Below are 17,056 nucleotides of genomic sequence, written 5' to 3'. Positions count from 1 at the left end.
AACGGCTTTTTTTTCGGTTAGATTTAACGTGATGCAATGCGCGCTCTTGCAAATCCCTGCCATCGGGTGTAAAATACAAGTTGCGAATTGATACTTGTTTCAAATCAATACATTTCAAGAAAAGGAAGCTGCCATGGCAACAGAAGAACAGAAAGTAACGCTCGACGCGAACACTGCGGTCGGACGCGTTGCACATGCGCTGAGCGAAGTAATTTCGATCTATCCGATTACTCCGTCCAGCCCGATGGGTGAGGTTGCCGACGATCTGTCGGCAAAGAACGAAAAAAATATTTGGGGCACGGTGCCGACGGTTGTCGAAATGCAATCGGAAGCGGGAGCGGCCGGTGCCGTACACGGTGCGCTGACGGCGGGCGCGTTGAGCTCGACGTTTACGGCTTCTCAGGGCTTGCTCCTGATGATTCCGAATATGTATAAAATCGCAGGCGAATTGACGAGCACGGTATTTCATATTGCGGCACGTGCCATCGCAACGAGCGCCCTGTCGATTTTCGGCGATCATTCGGACGTTATGGCGTGCCGTCAAACCGGCTGGGCTATGCTCGCGTCGAACTCCGTGCAGGAAGCGCAGGATATGGCGGTCATCGCGCATTCGGCGACGCTTCGTTCGCGCATTCCGTTTTTGCACTTTTTCGACGGATTCCGTACATCGCACGAAATCCAAAAATACGATGAAGTGTCGTTCGATCAGATGCGCGGCATGGTGGACGACGATCTCGTACGCGCTCACCGAGAGCGCGGTTTGAATCCCGAACGGCCGGAAATCCGCGGTACTTCGCAAAACCCCGACGTGTACTTCCAGAGCCGCGAAGCGGTCAACAATTATTATAAAGCTGTCCCGGCGATCGTGCAGAGCGAAATGGCGAAGTTCGCAAAGCTTACCGGACGCAAATACAAACTCTACGATTACGTCGGCGCAAAAGACGCGAAATCGGTTATGATCATCATGGGATCGGGCGCGGACACGGCTCACGAAACGGTCGAATATCTGTGCAAGCAGAAAGGCAAAAAAGTCGGTGTCGTAAAAGTACACCTGTACCGTCCTTTTGCGGCGGATAAATTCCTCGCGGCGATCCCGGAAACGGCGAAAAAAATCGTCGTACTCGACCGCACGAAAGAACCCGGCGCTTTGGGAGAACCGCTGTACGAAGACGTATGCACGGCTTTCGAAGAAGCAGGACGCAAAGCGCAGATTATCGGCGGCCGCTACGGTATCGGCTCGAAAGAGTTTACGCCTGCGATGGTCATTTCGTGCTTTGAAAATCTCGACGCGAAAGATAAAGTGAAAAATCACTTTACGATCGGTATCAACGACGACGTATCGAAAACCTCTCTGAAATACGATCCCGACTTTTTCATCGCCGAACAGGGTATGACCGAAGCGATGTTCTACGGACTCGGTTCCGACGGTACGGTCGGCGCGAATAAAATCGCAATTAAAATCATCGGCGACGCGCGCCCCGACCTCAACGCTCAAGCGTATTTTTCGTACGACTCGAAAAAATCCGGCGGCATTACGGTGTCGCACCTGCGCTTCGGCAAGCGGACGATCCGCCGCCCGTATTTGATTACGGCCGCCGACTTCCTCGCCTGTCACAAATTCGCATACATGGACGTGTACGACATGCTCCAGTATCTGAAAGAGGGCGGAATCTTTTTGCTCAACAGCCGCTTCGATAAAGATCACGTGTGGGAAGAAATCCCCGTTGAACAGCAAAAACGCATTCTCGAAAAAAAGGCGCAGTTTTACGTCATCGACGCGTTTAAGATCGCGGAAAAAGCCGGTATGGGCAACCGCATCAATATCGTCATGCTTGCCGCGTTCTTTAAGATTTCGGGCGTTTTGAAAGAAGATGTCGCCGTCGAATACATGAAGAAATTCATTACGAAGACATACGGCAAAAAAGGTCAGGACGTCGTCAATAAAAATATTTCGACGATCGAATTGGCGCTTGCTGCAGTCGAAAAAGTCGATCTTAAAGGCAAAAAGGTCGGCGGCAACTTCAAGATGGAATCGGCGATGAAAAACACGAACGATTCCTTTATCAAAAATGTACTCGGCGCAATGGCCGCTCAGGAAGGCGACAAACTGCCGGTCAGCAAACTGCCTGCCGACGGAACTTTCCCTGTTGCGACGACGCAGTACGAAAAGCGCGGTATCGCCGAGCGGGTAGCGTGTTGGGACGAAGCGACGTGTATCGAATGCGGTAACTGCGCTCTCGTATGTCCGCACTCGTGTATCCGCATGAAAACGATCACCGACGATGCGGCGGCGAAAGCTCCCGAAGGATTCAAGAGCATCGAGCTCAAGCCTGCCAAACCCGGACAGAAATTCGTGCTTGCGATTTCGGCCGACGACTGCACCGGATGCGGATTGTGCGTATACGCGTGCCCGACGCAGCCGAAAAAATCGCTGCACATGGAACTCTTTACGCCCGAATACAGAAAAGCCGAAAGTAAAAAATGGGATTACTTCCTTACATTGCCCGAAGTCGACGCTTCGACGCTCAACCTCGCATCGGCCAAAGGCCTTTCGATGAAGCGCCCGCTCTTCGAATTCAGCGGTGCGTGCTCGGGCTGCGGTGAAACGGCATACATCAAAATGGTAAGTCAGCTTTTCGGCGACCGCGCGATGATTGCAAACGCGACCGGCTGTTCTTCCATTTACGGAGGCAACTTGCCGACGACGCCGTATGCGACGGATGAAAACGGGCGAGGACCGGTGTGGAGCAACTCGCTCTTTGAAGATGCGGCGGAATTCGGTTTCGGTATGCGCCTTACGGCGGAAAAACTTGCCGAATACGCTCGCGAAGTTGCAGCGAAAGTGAAGGAAAAGGGCATTGCCGCAAAAGAGATCGACGCGCTCCTTTCGAATACGCAGGCGGACGACGCGGCGATCGGAGCGCAGCGTAAAAATGTCGCTGCGCTCAAAGCGGCACTGAAAGACAATAAAGACGAGCTTTCGAAAGAACTCCTGTCGCTTGCCGATCACTTTATTAAAAAGAGTAACTGGATCATCGGCGGTGACGGCTGGGGCTATGATATCGGTTTCGGCGGCGTCGACCACGTACTCGCTCAGGGACGCAATATCAATATCCTCTGTCTCGACACGGAAGTATATTCGAATACCGGCGGTCAGATGTCGAAGTCCACTCCTTTCGGCGCGGTTGCAAAATTCGCGGCGGCGGGAAAAGACATTGCGAAAAAGGACTTGGGTATGATCGCGATGAGCTACGGCTACATTTACGTTGCAAAGATTGCGATGGGCGCAAATCAGGCTCAGACAATTAAAGCGATCCGCGAAGCCGAAAGCTACGACGGTCCGTCTCTCATCATCGCCTATTCGCACTGTATCAACCACACGATCAATATGAGTGACGGTTTGAAGCTGCAAAAGCAGGCGGTCGAATGCGGACTGTGGCCGCTGTACCGCTACGATCCGCGCCGCAAAGAGCAGGGACTCAATCCCTTCCAGCTCGATTCGCGCGAACCGAACTATCAGCTTGCCGACTATATGTACGCCGAAGGCCGCTTCAAAGCACTGAAAGCCGCGAATCCCGAGCGTGCGGATATGCTGCTCGAAAAAGCGACTGCAGCCGCAAAGCGGACGTGGCAGGAGTACGACTATCTTGCGAAACGCCCGTTCTGATCGGCGTATGTGCAAAGTGCGCGTAAAGCGCATAAAAATCGTACAAATGTAATGTAACGAAAACGGCCGTCCGAAAGGGCGGCCGTTTTTTTACGGAGCGGGAGCCGGTAAAAACGTATCAAAGAAAAAGTTGTTTTTATTTGTTGTTTATGCTACAATATCATAGGGCGGATTCCACCTTTTATATAAAGGAGGAATCGAACCGTATGACATACCGTTTTCGGATGTGCGCCGCAGGCGGACTGTGAACACGGTATATTATAGAGGAGTGAGCGTTATGAAAAAAGCGATTTTTGCCGCCGCGGCGGTTTTTGTCGGTTTTGCCTTTTTGTCCTGCAGCGATGTGTTCGGCGGCAGAGAAACGGACGGTATTGCATTTACGGTTCCCCCCTTAGTGCCGCAAAGCGTTTCGTCCCATGCGAGGGCTGCATCCGGCGTTTCGGAAGGACAGTGGTCGATTTACGGCTTTTTGTTCGGTGAAGATGCCGATCCTGCCGAAATCAAAAATATTGGTAATGGGCAGTTCTCTCCGCCGAGCGAGGGCGAAGCGCAGCGTTATAAAGGACTCATTCAAGCCGTGTCACGGAAGGGAGCCGATCTATCGCGGCCGCAGCCGCTCTTTTTTCAGCGCGTACAAGCGAAGACGAAGTGCTTCGTATGCGTCCTCGTCACGTATACGAATTCCGCAAAAACGGAGCATACCGTTTTTTCCGGGATTTCGCCCGATTCCCTTGTGAATTGGGCCGGAACAAACTACTATTTTACCGATAATTTTTATACGCCCGGTACGGGAGAAAACGATATTTCCCTTACGCTGAAAAAAAATGAAAATGCGCCCGTCTATTTTGCGACGCAAAACGGAGCGGGTGTCATAAACTCATACGGCCAAAGCACATATTCTCCGCAACAGAGCACGCCGTATAAGCCGACGCACTTTTACGGGAGTTACTCCGGTAATATGACGGGTGCTTTGGGCGCTGTAAAGGGTTTGGGACCGGACGAAGCGGGCGTCATCATTTTAATGGACGATATCGACGTTTCCGGCGTTCCGCTGTCGATTTCTACGAGCGATAACGGATTAAAACATTCCGTCGATTTCGCGTCTATTTCGGGAAAGCGTTGCAAACTGAAAGCGAAAGACTTTTCGGTTTCTTCCGGCAGACCCCTTTCGTTTACCGATGTGCGGATCGAGGGTACCGTGTCGCCTACCAGCAGTGCTCTTGTTGATGTGAATACAGGGGGTGAACTGAGACTCGGCGGATCTGTAACACTTGAAGACGAAACGAAAATTCAGCTTAGAGCTGCCCGGTCTTCTCCGGGACAAAACGGAAAGATTGTCATCGTAAGACCGCTTGTCGATGAAGTCGGAAAGGTGATAGTGGAGTATCGAGATTCCAGTCCTACCGAAGAGGAGATAAAAAAACACGCGAAAGCCGATATGCAAAGGTATCCGATCTTGCGAGACGATACGGGCACGAATACTCAGGTACCGGACTTTTTCGACGACGAAGTGGAGATTGTATGCACACCATCGCTGTCTTTTACTGCTTCATGGAAACGTATGAACGGAAATTGGTGGGGTCTCGACGACGATTAAGCGTGCTTTATCCGAATAAAGAGTCGTGCTCTTTCACCGCTCATAAGCGAAAATATCATATGTCCTCGATATAAGAGCCGTTTCCGCCTTGACATTAAAGCGGTGAATTTATATTATCGAATTTATGACTGTAGATGAACTTCGATCCAAATATATCGCGTTTTTTAAAAGTAAAGGGCATGCGGAAATAAGCGGTCAGTCGCTCATTCCCGACAACGATCCCACCGTTTTGTTTACGACCGCCGGCATGCAGCCGCTCGTTCCCTATCTTTCGGGGCAAAATCATCCCGAAGGAACGCGGCTCACCGACTATCAAAAGTGTGTGCGTACCGGCGACATCGATTCGGTCGGAGATCCGTCGCATTTGACGTTTTTTGAAATGCTCGGCAACTGGTCGCTCGGCGATTATTTTAAAAAAGAATCGATCGCTTTCAGCTGGGAATTTTTGACGGGCAAAGAATGGCTTGCGATTCCGCCGGAAAAAATTTCCGTGACGGTGTTTGCGGGCGAAGAAGGGGTGCCTCGCGACGACGAAGCGGCCGTCATTTGGGAAAGCTGCGGCGTTCCGCGCGAGCGGATTTTTTATCTGCCGAGGAGCGACAACTGGTGGGGGCCTGCGGGTTTGACCGGTCCCTGCGGTCCCGATACGGAAATCTTTTACGATACGGGGAAAGAAGCCTGTGCTTCTCATTGCCGGCCGGGCTGTCCGTGCGGAAAATACGTCGAAATCTGGAACAACGTATTTATGCAGTACAATAAAACCGCAGACGGTACGTTCGAACCCCTTTCGCGAAAATGCGTCGACACCGGCATGGGAGCCGAACGCACGGTCGCGATGCTCGGCGGTATGAAATCCGTTTACGAAACCGATGTCTTCGTTCCGATCATCCGCTGCATCGAATCGCTTTCCGGAAAAAAGTACGGCGAAAACGAAGACGTCGACATATCGATCCGCATCATTTCCGATCACGTACGCACAGCGACTTTTATTTTAGGCGACCAAAAAGCGGTAACGCCGAGCAATGTCGGCGCGGGCTATATTCTCCGCAGAGTGATTCGCCGTGCGGTGCGCCACGGGCGGAAGATCGGCATTGAAGGCGCCTTTCTCGCCAAGCCTGCGGACGTCGTCATCGGCGAATACATTAAAGCTTACCCCGAATTCGAAGGCAAAAAAGATTTTATTTTCGAACAGCTTGGCGCGGAAGAAGATAAATTTCTTGCGACTCTGAAAAAGGGCGAAGCGGAGTTCGAAAAGCTTTTGCCGAATTTATTAAAAAATCCGCAAAAAACGATTCCCGGCCGCGTCGCTTTCAGGCTCTACGATACTTTCGGTTTTCCGATCGAACTGACCGAAGAGCTCGGACGCGAACACGGTATGACGGTCGATATCGATTCGTTCAAAGAAGAAGAAAAAAAGCATCAGGAAGAATCGCGTACGCTGAGCGCCGGCGCTTTTAAAAGCGGTCTCGGCGATCATTCGGAGATTTCGACGAAATATCATACGGCGACGCACTTGCTGCACGAAGCGCTCAAGCGGGTGCTCGGGCCGGAAGTCGCGCAAAAGGGTTCGAATATTACGCCCGAACGCCTCCGCTTCGATTTTTCTTTTTCGCGTGCATTGACGAAAGAAGAAGTGCAAAAAGTCGAAGATTTGGTAAACGAACAGATCGCGCGCGACCTTCCCGTTTCGGTGGAAGAGATGAGCCTCGACGACGCCAAAGACACCGGAGCGCGCGCGCTTTTCGGCGACAAATACGGAGAGCGCGTTACGGTGTATTCCATCGGAGACTTCAGCAAAGAAGTGTGTGCGGGTCCGCATGTCGAGCATACGGCGCAGATCGGACAGTTTAAGATAACGAAAGAGCAGTCGTCGTCGGCAGGAGTTCGCCGCATCCGTGCGGTCATCTCGGGAGGGCTTCCGCTCGGAGCTTAGCGCCCGGCGCATCTTCGTTCCGGTATGCGCTCGTGTAACACATCGCAGTACAATTTGTTATTATTGAAAAGGACTTAGATACAATGAAAGTAAACCGTTTTACCCTCATCTGTTGCATGTTGATGATTTCGGCCGCGTCCGTTTTCGCGCAGTCGGATTTGCAAGTGCTCGCGGTCATAAAGCTCAACAGAAGCGAATCGATTACCGTCAAGCAGCTTAAAACGCGCGTCGGCGTGTACGAAAAGCAGGCGGGCAGAGTGCTGACCGTCGACGAACGCAGACAAACGCTCGACGCGCTCATTTCCGAAAAGCTCATCAATCAGGCGGCGCAAAAAGCGGGTATTTCCATTCCCGACAGTACGGTAAATCAAAACTTTCTCCAATCGATGTCGCAGATGATCGGCAGAAACGATACGATTACCGAACAGGAACTCAATACGATTGTGCGTCAGCAGACGAAGATGTCGCTCGACGAGTTTATGAAGCAGCAGGCCGGCATGTCCATCGCCGAGTATAAAGACTACCTCAAAGCGCAGATCACGGCGCAGCAGTATATCCAGCAGCAGCGCGAAGCCGAACTGCGCAACGTCGCTCCGACCGACGAAGATATCCGTTCGTTTTACGAAATGAATAAAGCGAATTTCGTGTGGAGCGATATGCTCCGCCTCTTCCTCGTCATTGTGCCGAAAGGATCTTCTCCGGACGATGCGAAAGCGAAAGCGACGGAAATGTGGAATACGCTCAAAAACGCAAAGGATCCGTCCTCCGCACGTACGCAGATCGGAGTCCGTTCTCAAGCTGAAAAATCCGGTTTTCAAGCGGGCGAAATGCTTATCAACAAAACCGAAACGAGCGCCGTACAGCTCGGCATATCTTATCGCGTGCTGCTCGAACTCTTTTCCCGCACTCCCGGATACATTTCCGACGTGCAGGATAACGACACGAATTATCAATTTTATTCCATCGTAGAAAAATACGACGCGAAACTGCTCGGTTTGAGCGATATCGTCCGTCCGGGAACGACGATCACCGTTTACAATTACATCAAGCAGTATCTCGGTCAGCAGCAGCAGATGGCGTATTTGCAAAAGGCCGCAAACGAGATTTCCAAATCGCTCGACGTAAGCGAAAATGTCGACCGCAAAAAAACCGGCGCCGAATTGGATAAACTTTTAAGCTGGTAAGGAAATCCCGTGTCGCGCAGAAAGGGCAGGGTGCTTGCATTTCAAACGCTGTATTCTTACGAAGTGGGCGGTATCCCGCTTGAAGACCTGCTCACTTTTTCGTGGGTGTCGGAAAACGGAGTTCCCGCCGAAAACGCGAACAAAGAAGAATACGCGTTCGCACGGCTTTTGGCCGCCGGTACGGTCGAGCATCTTTCCGAAATAGACGAAAACATAAAAAAACACCTCGCCGCGAATTGGGATTTCACCCGCGTAAATAAAGTATCCTTGTCCATTTTGCGCATGAGCGTGTATTCGCTCTTATATCAAAAAGACGTCGGCGCTTCCGTCGTCATAGACGAAGCCATTCAAATCGCAAAGGAATTCGGGGCCTACGATTCGTTTCGTTTTATCAACGCCGTGCTCGATAAAGTAGGTAAAGCTTCTTCCGTTTTGCCGTCTTCTGCGGAAAGGGCGGCACCGCCTTCCGCAGATGCGTCCGCCGAATAGCGGGCGGAACGAGGGGCGTTATGAAAAAACTGCCTGAACATTTTGCGCCGCGCTTTTTACCTCTGTTTTTATTAATTATTAATTTTTATCTCATTGTATGTGCCGCATCGTGCAAGATGAGCGCATCCCGTTCGTCGTTTACCGGCATGCTCGATGAAATCGACGCGCTCAGCGAACAGGGGCAGGATAGGGATGCCCTTTCGGAATTGAAAAAAGCCGAAAAATACGTATACGATTCGTGGTCGCGCATCGGCATATACCGCCGCTATTTTGAAATGGGAGAGACGGCTCTTGCGGAAAAGACGCTCGTGCGCGGATTGAAGCGCAATCCGAAAAATCCCGAAATGTCCGCGGTGTACGCGCAGTTTTTGATGCGCTCCGGAAGGGGGGCGGAAGCGGTAAAGATCGCCGAATGCCTTCGCGGTACGCGCTTCGGCTCGGTATATTCCGAAGCGTACTTACGTGAACTTGCATCCGAAAAAAGAGCAAGCGCTTCCGAATATTTCGACAATCGATTTTTTTCGATTTTTTGCGACGCATACGCCGGCTCGAAAGACGGGTACTGGCTACGCAACGCGGCGCTTATCTGCTTAAAAGACGGCAACTACGATACGGCGTATTCGGTAAAACCCGCCGACTGCTTTGAGGTCGAAGACGCGTTTTTTTGGAGTCTCGTCATGTTCGATTCCCGCCGTTTCGGAGAAGCGGCCGCCTATGCCGAAAAAGCCCACTCGCTCTATCCGACATCTTCGATCCGTTCCCGTCACAGAGTATCGCCCGTTGAAATAGCCGCCGTTCTTTCCGACTCTCATATCGCGCTTTCGGAGACGGAAGAAGCCGAGCGGGCGAGGCGCAGCGTCATTGCCCAAATGGAGCGGAATACCGGCGGTATGAACATCGCTGACGAAAATGTGAGTTCTCTTTTGCCTTCTCTCTTCGTCAACAGCGCCCTGTACGCCGAAGCGAACGGCAACGACGACGAAGCGAGCCGCCTTTTGACCGATACGGTAAACGCGTGGCCCGATTATGCGCCCGCTCTCATCGCGTATGCGGATTTTGCACGGCGGACGAGTATGCCTCCGGCGGAAGATATGCAGGAACTCACGCTCAGGGACAACGGCCTTGCGACGCTCAAGATGGAAGCTTACGACAGGCGCGCAAAGATTCCGGTGAGCGACGCCGAATACCGTATCGATCGAAGCCTCGAGAGAATCAATAATCCCGTGCTGTATATCGCGCGCTTGCATTTAAAATACGAAACCGATTTTTCTCTGACACCGGATGAAAAAATATCCGACGTATGGAACGAACTCGAACGCGGCAGCGTCGGCGCAAACGTTTATCCCGACGTTATTTTCGAATTTGCGCTGAACCGCCTTTTAGCTTATCGGCGTTACGACGACGCTTTCCGCCTTTTTCGAAAAAGCATGGCCGCAAAATACGGTTTTGACCCGTCGCGCGATTTTTGGGAAGCGTGCGCTTCGAGTGTCCGCGATATGACGATCCGCGAAGCCGAATATGCGGCGTGGTTTGCAGCTTACAGCCGGCTTGCCGATACGGCGATACGACTCTACGAATACTGCGTGTACGAAAGCGGCGGCGGCACGGACGGCAAAACGATTTCCTCCCTCGTCTCTACGCCGTCGTGCATGAACCTCGCAATGATATACGAAAGCCTCGGTTCGAACATACAGGCGCTCGATCTCTATGCGGCCTCTTTCGTCCGTGCGGCGGACGCTGTGCAGCGGGCAGAAATCCAATACCGCATGGCGCTCATCTACGGCGCACAGGGCAAAACGAGGGAAGCGCTCCGTTCGGCAGGTTATGCGCTCGCCCTTGTTCCGACTCATGCGCGTGCAAAATTGTTAAGAGACCGTCTCGCAGAACAAAGCCGATAAGCGTTTCGATCGCATCAAAGCCCTTGCTCGTCCGCTCTGTTCAGTTAAGCTTTAAATGCAGGATGATCGTTCTTCCGCCGTCGTCGCACACTTTCATCGCGATGCGGGTGTACAGCTTGAGTTTGCGCTTCAGCATTTTCCGCGCTGCGGTATAAAAGGTACGCTGTTCAACGAGTTCCGTACCGCATTTTTGCGCAAAAGCCTGACCGTCGTTTACGTAAAAATACATTTGCGCCGACGTGTTGCCCGTTTTTTGCACATACTTATTCGCGTATTTTATACCGATTTCATTCGTCGCGTCGAAAATCAATTCTCCTTTCGGAAAGCGCTTTTTTACGTCAGATAAAAACCGCACGATTTTTTCTTCGCGGAAATATTGAAATACGCCCGAGACAATCAGTAAAGACGGGAGCGACGTGTCGATGTGCTCCGCCCACTCCAAGTTGAAAATATCGGCTGCGATAAGCTTTTCGTTTTCTTTTGCGCCCAAAATATTTTTTCGCCGGTCGATCACTTCGGGTAAATCGATTTCGTAAAAAATCGTGCCGTCCGCATGCAGCCGAAAAGCGGCCGTTTCCAGTCCCGCGCCGAGATTTACGATATTGCACCTTTCGTGTCGATTAAGAAAATTTTTAATGATTTCGTCAAAATTATAATAGCGGGCAACGGAAGCCAGCATCGTGTATTCGGAAGATGATTTTTGAATCCGCTCAAGCGCATCCGCAGGGATTTTCCCTTCCAGTTCCAAAGCCGTTTTATCATAAAAATATTCGGGAAAGCGTTTTGACACATAAATCCGCGCCGCCATAGGAATAAGCATGGTATCGGCTACGCCGTTAAATTCATTCATAGGTTTCCTCCGTAAAATAGTATACAAGTTAAAGCTCGGTTTGAGTCAAGAGGGAATTTGTTGACAGGAGAAATTTATTCGTGCGGAGGGTTTAATACCCCGACGCCGCTTGAAGCTTCGCTGCGAGGCTGCGTCGAGGTTGTTAAACTTTAAAAACCGGTAACAAATCAAAAAGGAAAAAAAGATAAAGTGAAAATATACACTTTAAGTACGTTTTCATATTTGACCTTTATCTACTGCTTCCATTAGAAAATCATTTACTTTTGTCTGCCACCCCTTACCCATTGCCTTGAAGTGATCAACGAGATATTTACTTAATCTAATTGAAACTTGCTCTCTTTTAGGTTTAAAATATTGCGGGTATCTGGGTTGAAAGCCGGTAAAATCCGTAATTTCGGGAATATCTGAAAAATCAATTCCCTTTGCTCTGATTTCTGCAACTCTTTCAGCTGTCAAAGTTTTTTTGTTGTTCATAATAAAAAGTCTCCTCTTAAAATTGCACAGAGAGTAAATCTTCAGATTTAGGAGCTGTGCAATTCGTGCGCATCTTGCGCACAGTTCGATGAACGAGTTTTCTGAAAGAAAACTCGAAGTTAAATTGAACGACGCTATTCAGACGTTCAATTTAAGCCTCCTCTTTTTTTGTTGCAAGACGTGAAGAAATAATTCTTATTCGATCCCGCTCTATGAAAATTGTTGCAACGATTACTAATCCGTTTATACTGCCGAATCCAATAAATCTTTCTTCTTCGATAGTTGAATGTTCTAAATCCGCTCTTTCGATAAAATGAGGATCATCGAACACGCTAAGAATTCCTTCAAAAGAGAATCCGTGCTTTTTAATGTTTATTTCATTCTTTTCGCTATCCCATTCAAAACGCCCTTGAACGACTGTCATTAAAAACACCTCTTTTGTATATCTAAATTGTATTTCTTTTATGTATGCTTGTCAATCTTTTTTATAATGCTATAGCTCGTATCGTTTCCAAAATACCGGTATTTTTTATTCGTGCGGAGGGGGTAATATCCCGACGCCGCTTGAAGCTTCGCTGGGAGGCTGCGTCGGGTTTGTTGATTAAGTTTTATAAACGCACGATTTAATGATATATGGCAGCTCCGATGCGGAAGGTAAAGCCGTTTTCACCGTTTTTATCCCGCGTATAATATATTCCCGCGCCGGGCATACACAGGGTTTTCGGTATCAATACACACACATCGCTTCCTGCCTGTATACGGCCGAAACCCTGCATGCCGCTTGATGAAAAAGGCGAATATAAAACCGCAGACAGATGTACCGCATAAAATCCTTTTTGAAAACTGCCCGATACTCCCGTTTTTAAATTTCCGTTAAGCGGGTACAGCTCTCCTCCTGTGATACCGAAAAATACCTGTTCCGACACTCCGATGCACAGCGGACCGTGATCGATCGCAAAAAGGCTTCCCGTATGTAAAATTCCTTCATTAAAAACGCTTGCGGCTTTGCCGGACGAATACGCGCCTCCTAAAAGTGCCCCGTATCGGAACATACCGCTTTTGCAGACGGCTTTTAAGCAACCTTGTATGATAAGGGGATTTGCTCGTGAGAGTTTTATTTCAGTTCCCGTCGTACATGAAAGTTCCAAAAATTCCAAGGGTGCGTAGGCAAAGCCTAAGAAGAGCGGAGCGGTTTTAAAACCTTTGCTCAGGGAAAAATCGGTGCCGCACGTACCTGCGCCGTACAGGCTTCCTTTGGGCATAAGGTGCGCTGCAGGAACAAGACCTGCCGACAATCCGCTTGTCGAAAAGAGGCTGAGAGGAACGGATGGAGCCGTATCTACTGCGACGGAAAGCGGTTCGGATTGTATAAACTCGGTACCGGCTGCTCCCCGTACTTGAAGATAAGCCGTATAGATACCTTTTTTAACGATTGCTCCGTTTTCGTCTCGACCGTCCCACGTGCTGTGTACGTTTTCGGCGGCGAACGGTTTTAAACCTCTCCGATACACAAGCCGGGAGTCCGCGCCGTATATTTCCAGCATACCCTCTCCGGGAGCGGTAACGGAAAAATTGAAACGGCACATTCCCAATGTACCCGGATTATACGGATTAAAACGCTTTTTTTCGGCGGAAAAAGAAATCAATTCAAAATCCGCGTCTTGTAAGCTTACATCAAGTTCAACCTGTGTTTTTCCGAATACGTATACCTTTGTTACGGCCGTCTTTTTGCCGAATTTTTTTACTTCGATTATGTGTTCCCCTTCGGGAACCTTCAGTATCCATTCGCAGCCGCGTATGCCGTTTTGTTCAAAGTACGTGTATGAACCGTCGTAGTTTTTTTTAGCCGCTGTTCCCAAGGAAAAACAGACGAAAAGATTTCCCTGTTTGACACCGTCTAAATACAGGGCGGCATCCGTTTCATTAATCCGGAGATGCAACTCTCCGGAGGTTTGCCGTAATTCGGTTGTTATTTGGTATCTGCTTTCATTTTCAAGATCGCATTCGGACTCCTGCGCATAAAGAAAGCCCGTCGAATATACAAGGAACGCGATAATGACGGCAGTTTTTTTTATACAGCGCATGGATATGTATTATCACATTTATACGGTAAAGACCAGTCCGTATTCCGTATTTCGCGCCGCCATCGGAATAAGCATGGTATCGGCTGTGCCGTTAAATTCATTCATAGGTTTCCTCCGTAAAATAGTATACAAGTTAAGGTTCGGTTTGAGTCAAGAGGGAAGAATGAATTTGCCGCGGCAGCCGCATTATTACCGGCTGTTTGTACTTGTATTTTGTGCAAAAATATGTACACTATCTGCGGAGGAATCGACAATGATTACGCCGATGACAATTACGGAAGCCAGAAAAAAAATCACTTCCCTTGAACATACTATGGATTATGACGATACAATTTCCATTACCAATCATGGTAGAGAAGTGTTTGCTTTAATAAAATGGGATACCTATGAAAGTATTCGCGAAACGCTCGAAATTTTATCCGATGAAGAGCTTTCCGAACAGCTTGCTGTCGGTATTCGGCAAATCAATCAAAATAAATTAGTCGATTTCGATTCATTTAAACAAAAGCTTTTATGTACTCGATAAAACTGACGCAGATTGCAGCCGATTATATTGCGTCATTGGATCAAAAATCACAAGCGCTCATTTTGGAAAAAATTGAAATTTTAAAATCCGAACCGCTAAAAGTCGGAAAACCTCTGAAGGGTAATTTACAAGGATATCGTTCAATCCGTTCGGTCGGACAGCGGTATAGAATTATTTATCGAGTGCGAGAGACGGAAATAGAAGTCATTGTTGTTGCCGTCGGAATAAGACGCGGCGGAGACCGAAAAAACGATATTTATGAATTGATGAAAAAATATATTAAGAGCGGCTTATTAAAGGATGAATAATATATGTCATCGCGGACAATGGTCATCTTGCCCTTCATTCCTTCACCTTAACTGCTGTCGGCGTGCCCGTTTGCGCGGCAGCGTTTTCGCCGATTATGCTTTGTACAAATTCTACCGCATCTTCCGCGGCTTTTTGCATCGCGTTTCCGTAAAAGACGTGCTTTTCCCCGTCGAGCTTTATGAGCTTCGCATCGGGGAAGGTTTTGATCGCCCGTTCCGAATACTGCAGCGGTACAAGCGGATCGTCGCTTCCGTGAATGATGAGCGTTTTGCCGGAATACTGCGGCATCAACGTATAAATATCGAAGGACAGAACATCCTTATTGTAAATCCGCCCGACGGTTTTTCCGAGCAGCTTCATTGTGTCGGGAATCCGTTCCGGATCGGGAGTGCGCCGCCGAACGTAATCATGCAACACGAAAGCGGGATATAATAAAACCAGGCCCGCGACATCGGCGGGGCGTTTTGCTGCGACATAGGTTGACACGAATCCTCCTTGGCTTTCTCCGAATAAAAAGATTTGCTCCGCCTTAAAACGCGAGTCGGCTTTTAAGTTATCGAAAATGACAATCAAATCTTCGGCTTCGGTAAGCACCGACATTTCCGTCATTTTTCCGTCGCTTTTGATATGATCGCCGCCGCCGATAAACTCGAAAATGTATGCGGCAATACCCCGTTCCGCAAAAGATTCGGCATAGCCTTTAACGCTTCCGCGGTTTCCGCCGAATCCGTGCGAAAGGATGGCCAAGGGCACGGGCGATGCGCGGTCGGGAATAAAAAGTTCGCCGTATATTTTCATACCGTTTTTCAGGAAGCTGCGTTCCTGCACCGTAAAGGCTGTCGGCACGCCCGTTTGCGTCGCCGCGGTTTTTTCGATGCCCCCGATGCAAAGCAGCAGCGTTAATAAACAAAATGGTTTTTTCATAGTTAAGCCTCCGTAATGGTCTTAATGATTTTTGCAGGTACTCCACCTGCGACCGTATTCGGCGGGCATTTCACACTTTTGCGGAATACCGATACGCGTTTTCTTTTTTACCATATTTTGATTTCCTTTTTCTCTCCGTCCTTCATTTTTCCCGTTACTGCAAAAATAAAATCGATCCAATTCCAAATGACGACACCAAAAATAAAAACGGCGCCGGTTATCTTACCGGCTATTTGAAAAAGAGGAAAAGCAATAAATAAAAACAAGAATTCTTGAAAGAAAAAATACTGCGACAGCAGCCCCGCGATCAGCACTAAGCCGCATAGCGCTTTCAGCGTTCCGAGCACTTTTCTGCCTGCATAAAAACGATCGACGCCCAAAAGTCCTAATAATGCCGAGAGGCATATCAATGAGTTTCTGCTCTTCGATGAAGCGTTTTTCGCTTGTGTTTCCGTAACGGGCGCGTCTTTACAATACGCAATAGAGCTTCCGGCGGACAGGAGAAACAGTGAATTTGACAATAATAAAAAGGGGAATGATACATGGGCAAAAAACGAAACGAGCGCATTGTAAACAGCGAGATAATCGGCGCCGTATGTTTGCGCTTTGAACGTTGTGATAAGGATATTCGTCAGCGGATTTGTCAGCAGCACCGTTATATGCATATAAAAATAGAGAATAAGGAGTACGGTCGTCTTTGAATTTTTTTACCGGTAAAAAGATACGATCCGATAATAAGGGTCGTAAGCGTATACTGAATGAGCTCTCTCCATGGAATAATAAAAATATGCTCGGACTGCCCGCTCGCATGAAAATAATATGCCAAACACGTTTTTTGAAAAATCACGATAAAAACGGCTGTAATCAATAAAGCGATGCCGCTCCAAAAGGCAATAGCGGCCGTCATTTTTGAAAATCCGTTCATCGGCTTTCTCCGTATCTTCGAATCGTGCCCCTTCGGGCATCAGCGCTTATTATTTTATCGATTTAATACCGGCCGGACAACTGTCGCCTTTACATTGTCGCCTTCGTCTTTACATTGCTTTGATGATTTTTGCATCCGTACCCCCGCCACGCCCCCGCGGGGTAATTTACAAAAATCGGCATTCGCGGTATACCGT

The 17,056-nt window shown here is 49.0% G+C and carries 14 protein-coding genes; 8 read left to right on the top strand and 6 right to left on the bottom strand.

All coding sequences use genetic code 11. The features are described from left to right. Positions 1–133: 133 nt before the first annotated feature. The 6 genes from nifJ to H9I35_RS04835 all read left to right on the top strand — a co-directional run bounded on the left by nifJ (position 134) and on the right by H9I35_RS04835 (position 10,768). Positions 134–3,667 carry a pyruvate:ferredoxin (flavodoxin) oxidoreductase gene (gene nifJ / locus H9I35_RS04860; RefSeq protein WP_187420459.1) on the top strand — a complete coding sequence of 1,178 codons (3,534 nt, stop codon included), beginning with the start codon at positions 134–136 and terminating at the stop codon, positions 3,665–3,667. A gap of 277 nt (positions 3,668–3,944) precedes the next feature. After that, positions 3,945–5,264, top strand: coding sequence for a hypothetical protein (locus H9I35_RS04855; protein ID WP_187420458.1), 1,320 nt, complete (start codon positions 3,945–3,947; stop codon positions 5,262–5,264). Positions 5,265–5,388: 124 nt separating this feature from the next. Beyond that, positions 5,389–7,197, top strand: a complete 1,809-nt coding sequence (locus H9I35_RS04850) for an alanine--tRNA ligase (protein ID WP_252722726.1) — start codon at positions 5,389–5,391, stop codon at positions 7,195–7,197. Positions 7,198–7,313: 116 nt separating this feature from the next. Then, on the top strand, positions 7,314–8,381 hold the full coding sequence (locus H9I35_RS04845; RefSeq protein WP_252722725.1) for an MOSP complex formation periplasmic protein, TDE1658 family: 1,068 nt from the start codon (positions 7,314–7,316) through the stop codon (positions 8,379–8,381). A 9-nt stretch (positions 8,382–8,390) separates the two neighbouring features. Beyond that, on the top strand, positions 8,391–8,870 hold the full coding sequence (gene nusB / locus H9I35_RS04840; protein WP_187420456.1) for a transcription antitermination factor NusB: 480 nt from the start codon (positions 8,391–8,393) through the stop codon (positions 8,868–8,870). 20 nt (positions 8,871–8,890) lie between these two features. Then, entirely contained in the window at positions 8,891–10,768 is a 1,878-nt protein-coding gene (locus tag H9I35_RS04835; RefSeq protein WP_187420455.1) for a tetratricopeptide repeat protein, read from the top strand. 40 nt (positions 10,769–10,808) lie between these two features. Here the strand turns inward: H9I35_RS04835 and H9I35_RS04830 are convergent, their stop codons facing one another. From H9I35_RS04830 to H9I35_RS04815, 4 genes are all read right to left on the bottom strand, one after another. Beyond that, the gene (locus H9I35_RS04830) at positions 10,809–11,618 is read right to left on the bottom strand and encodes a class I SAM-dependent methyltransferase (protein WP_187420454.1); all 810 of its coding nucleotides are present in this window, start codon (positions 11,616–11,618) and stop codon (positions 10,809–10,811) included. A 216-nt stretch (positions 11,619–11,834) separates the two neighbouring features. After that, on the bottom strand, positions 11,835–12,092 hold the full coding sequence (locus tag H9I35_RS04825; protein WP_187420453.1) for a BrnA antitoxin family protein: 258 nt from the start codon (positions 12,090–12,092) through the stop codon (positions 11,835–11,837). 151 nt (positions 12,093–12,243) lie between these two features. After that, positions 12,244–12,516 (bottom strand): BrnT family toxin, encoded by a 273-nt coding sequence (locus H9I35_RS04820; RefSeq protein WP_187420452.1) that lies wholly within the window; start codon positions 12,514–12,516, stop codon positions 12,244–12,246. A gap of 199 nt (positions 12,517–12,715) precedes the next feature. Next, positions 12,716–14,176, bottom strand: a complete 1,461-nt coding sequence (locus tag H9I35_RS04815; RefSeq protein ID WP_187420451.1) for a flagellar hook assembly protein FlgD — start codon at positions 14,174–14,176, stop codon at positions 12,716–12,718. A 253-nt stretch (positions 14,177–14,429) separates the two neighbouring features. Between H9I35_RS04815 and H9I35_RS04810 the strand changes: the two genes are divergently transcribed. Both H9I35_RS04810 and H9I35_RS04805 read left to right on the top strand, forming a co-directional pair. Next, the gene (locus tag H9I35_RS04810) at positions 14,430–14,702 is read left to right on the top strand and encodes a type II toxin-antitoxin system Phd/YefM family antitoxin (RefSeq protein ID WP_016521806.1); all 273 of its coding nucleotides are present in this window, start codon (positions 14,430–14,432) and stop codon (positions 14,700–14,702) included. Further along, positions 14,690–15,010, top strand: coding sequence for a type II toxin-antitoxin system RelE family toxin (locus H9I35_RS04805; protein ID WP_016521805.1), 321 nt, complete (start codon positions 14,690–14,692; stop codon positions 15,008–15,010). Before H9I35_RS04810 ends, H9I35_RS04805 begins: the two co-directional genes overlap by 13 nt. A gap of 34 nt (positions 15,011–15,044) precedes the next feature. Here H9I35_RS04805 and H9I35_RS04800 read toward each other — a convergent pair whose 3' ends face one another. Continuing rightward, the gene (locus H9I35_RS04800) at positions 15,045–15,935 is read right to left on the bottom strand and encodes an alpha/beta hydrolase family protein (RefSeq protein WP_187420450.1); all 891 of its coding nucleotides are present in this window, start codon (positions 15,933–15,935) and stop codon (positions 15,045–15,047) included. Positions 15,936–16,042: 107 nt separating this feature from the next. Continuing rightward, a complete protein-coding gene (locus H9I35_RS04795; RefSeq protein WP_187420449.1) occupies positions 16,043–16,600 on the bottom strand; it encodes a TM2 domain-containing protein in 558 nt (185 codons plus the stop codon). Positions 16,601–17,056: the final 456 nt, after the last annotated feature.

This window comes from Treponema sp. Marseille-Q4132 (genome assembly GCF_014334835.1).
In the GTDB taxonomy this organism is placed as follows: domain Bacteria; phylum Spirochaetota; class Spirochaetia; order Treponematales; family Treponemataceae; genus Treponema_D; species Treponema_D paredis.
Note: the sequence above shows the minus strand (reverse complement) of the source record. Positions and strands in the feature narration are given on the sequence as shown.

Excerpts from the sequence above, each read along its gene's own strand:
- H9I35_RS04820 (WP_187420452.1), bottom strand. The coding sequence starts at position 12,516 with ATGACAGTCGTTCAAGGGCGTTTTGAATGGGATAGCGAAAAGAATGAA.
- H9I35_RS04800 (WP_187420450.1), bottom strand. The coding sequence starts at position 15,935 with ATGAAAAAACCATTTTGTTTATTAACGCTGCTGCTTTGCATCGGGGGC.
- H9I35_RS04825 (WP_187420453.1), bottom strand. The coding sequence starts at position 12,092 with ATGAACAACAAAAAAACTTTGACAGCTGAAAGAGTTGCAGAAATCAGA.
- H9I35_RS04795 (WP_187420449.1), bottom strand. The coding sequence starts at position 16,600 with ATGCATATAACGGTGCTGCTGACAAATCCGCTGACGAATATCCTTATC.
- nifJ (WP_187420459.1), top strand. The coding sequence starts at position 134 with ATGGCAACAGAAGAACAGAAAGTAACGCTCGACGCGAACACTGCGGTC.
- H9I35_RS04830 (WP_187420454.1), bottom strand. The coding sequence starts at position 11,618 with ATGAATGAATTTAACGGCGTAGCCGATACCATGCTTATTCCTATGGCG.
- H9I35_RS04850 (WP_252722726.1), top strand. The coding sequence starts at position 5,389 with ATGACTGTAGATGAACTTCGATCCAAATATATCGCGTTTTTTAAAAGT.
- H9I35_RS04855 (WP_187420458.1), top strand. The coding sequence starts at position 3,945 with ATGAAAAAAGCGATTTTTGCCGCCGCGGCGGTTTTTGTCGGTTTTGCC.
- H9I35_RS04810 (WP_016521806.1), top strand. The coding sequence starts at position 14,430 with ATGATTACGCCGATGACAATTACGGAAGCCAGAAAAAAAATCACTTCC.
- H9I35_RS04805 (WP_016521805.1), top strand. The coding sequence starts at position 14,690 with ATGTACTCGATAAAACTGACGCAGATTGCAGCCGATTATATTGCGTCA.
- H9I35_RS04815 (WP_187420451.1), bottom strand. The coding sequence starts at position 14,176 with ATGCGCTGTATAAAAAAAACTGCCGTCATTATCGCGTTCCTTGTATAT.
- H9I35_RS04845 (WP_252722725.1), top strand. The coding sequence starts at position 7,314 with ATGTTGATGATTTCGGCCGCGTCCGTTTTCGCGCAGTCGGATTTGCAA.
- H9I35_RS04835 (WP_187420455.1), top strand. The coding sequence starts at position 8,891 with ATGAAAAAACTGCCTGAACATTTTGCGCCGCGCTTTTTACCTCTGTTT.